Source organism: Solirubrobacter deserti (genome assembly GCF_027587175.1).
Lineage (GTDB): Bacteria > Actinomycetota > Thermoleophilia > Solirubrobacterales > Solirubrobacteraceae > Solirubrobacter > Solirubrobacter deserti.
This window is the reverse complement of record NZ_JAPCID010000111.1, coordinates 1-2079: the sequence shown is the minus strand read 5'-3', so window position 1 is coordinate 2079 and position 2079 is coordinate 1. Positions and strand designations below refer to the sequence as shown.

Here is a 2079-nt window from a genome sequence, read left to right as displayed (position 1 = left end):
CGGACTTCGCCGAGGCTGCTGGGGGCGGCTCGGGTGGCGGCGGCGGTCGCGGGCGGGCCGGCGGCGGTGGAGCCGGCCGCGGCGGGCCGGCGTTCCGGCGCGGGGCGTCGTTCCCTGCGAACGACTCGGACCTCCAGCTCAAGGGCTGGGAGCCGCCGGAGATCAAGGAGGCGGTCGAGGAGGAGCGCCAGCGGCGCAACTCGATCCGGCAGGGGCGGAAGGTCGTCCAGGAGGCGGTCGGCGAGGCGGTCGCGGACGAGGCCAAGCGGATGCGGGCTGCGGCGACGCGGGCCACGCAGGCGATCGGGCAGACCGTCGCCAAGCAGCAGCGGGACGTGGCCGCGGCGGGGACCGCGAGCCAGGGCGCGCTCAACTCGGCGTTCTCGCGGGCGCGGGGGAAGATCTCGGGTGCGGCGGCGCAGGCGCGCGGCAAGCTCTCCGCCGCGGGTGGCACGGCCAGCGGCCAGATCAACTCCTGGCAGGGCGCCGCGAAGGGCAAGGCGCGGACCGCGGTCACGGAGGCGTCGAACGAGGCGACCCAGGCGGGCACGCAGTTCGCGCAGCAGGGCAAGGCGGCGGCGGACGCGACGACCTCGAAGGTCTCGTCGAATATCAGCAGCACGGCGAGCTCGATCCAAGGGCAGTCCGGTGGCGGCGGTGGCGTCAACGAGGCGGCGGCCGAGGGCAACGCGAAGGTCGCGTCGAAGGTCTCGGGCGAGACGGCGGGCAAGGTGCGCGAGCAGGGCGCGTCGGTCACCAGCCAGGTCCGTGGCGAAGGCGCGAAGATCGGCCAGCAGTTCCAGCAGAAGGGCCGCGAGGCGGCGAACGACATCAAGCGCGCGCTGCCCGGCGCGACCAGCGCGATCGCGAGCCTGGCCAAGGGCGCGACCTCCGCGGTCAAGCAGGGCGTCAGCCAGGGCCAGCAGGGCATCGCCAAGGTCCAGGCCGGCGCGAACTCGTCGCTCAGCTCCCAGCAGTCGGGCGCGCGCCAGGGGATCACTAGCGCGGTCGCGCAGACCCGGGCCGGGCTGAGCCAGGCCGGGAAGGCGGCCCAGGCGGCCGTGGGCAAGCAGACCGCGGCGGCGACCTCCCAGCTGCAGGCCACCGCGCGCCAGCTGCGCGCGCAGCTCAAGAACGCCGAGATCATGCGCGACGAGGCGCCCGAGGTGGTCGCGGACGTCAAGCGCAGCCTCAAGCGCCAGAGCTCGTCCGGGATCGTCGGCGCGGGCAAGGTGGCCAAGCAGGCGACGCACTCGACGGGCGTCGCGGCCAAGCAGGGCAAGTCCGGGATCAGTGCGCAGGCCAAGCAGGCTTCGTCCGGCGCGGCGTCCACGGCCAGCGGCGCGTCCTCCGGCGCGTCCAACCTCGCCACCTCTGCGTCCACGCAGGTCAAGCAGACCGCGACCAGCGCGCAGCAGACCGGCGACAAGACGGTCACGCAGTTCGGCAACAAAATCAAGCAGACCGGCGGCAAGGTGAAGTCGAAGTTCTCGTCGGGCCTGCAGGGCTCGAAGGGCAAGCTCGACCAGACGGCCGCGAAGGTCCAGGGCGGCACGGGCAAGATCCCGGGCGAGAACCAGGGCAAGGTCTCCGAGGGCCAGGCGAAGGTCAACGCCGAGGCCTCGAAGGAGCCGCCGAAGGAGGAGGGCGGCCTGTGGGGCGCGATCAAGAGCGCCGCGAGCTGGGTCGCGGAGAAGCTCAAGGCCGCGTTCGAGTTCGTCACCAAGCTGCTGACCGACCCGGGCTTCTGGGTCAGCCTCGTGGTGGCCGTCGCGCTCACCGCGCTCGTGATCGGCACGGGCGGCCTGGCCGCGGGGATCGTCGCCGCGATCGTGATCGGCGCCATCTCCAGCGGCGCGGGCCAGATCGTGTCCAACCTCGCCGCGGGCAAGAGCTGGAACGAAGGCCTCGTCCAGGCCGTCGCGTTCGGCGCGCTCGGCGGCGCGATCTTCGGCCCGCTCGGCGGCAAGGTCGCCGGCGCGATCGGGTCGCGCGTGATGAGCAGCGCCGGCGGCCGCGCGGTCTCCTCCGCGATGTCGCGCGTCGCGTCCAGCGCCGGCGGCCGCGCGGTCGCCGCCG

General features: G+C 74.1%; 1 protein-coding gene. It reads left to right on the top strand.

Annotation, left to right across the window (positions count from 1 at the left end; all coding sequences use genetic code 11):
- A partial coding sequence (locus OJ962_RS34125) for a phage tail tape measure family protein (RefSeq protein WP_270006952.1) occupies nucleotides 1-2079 on the top strand: 2079 nt, incomplete at both ends.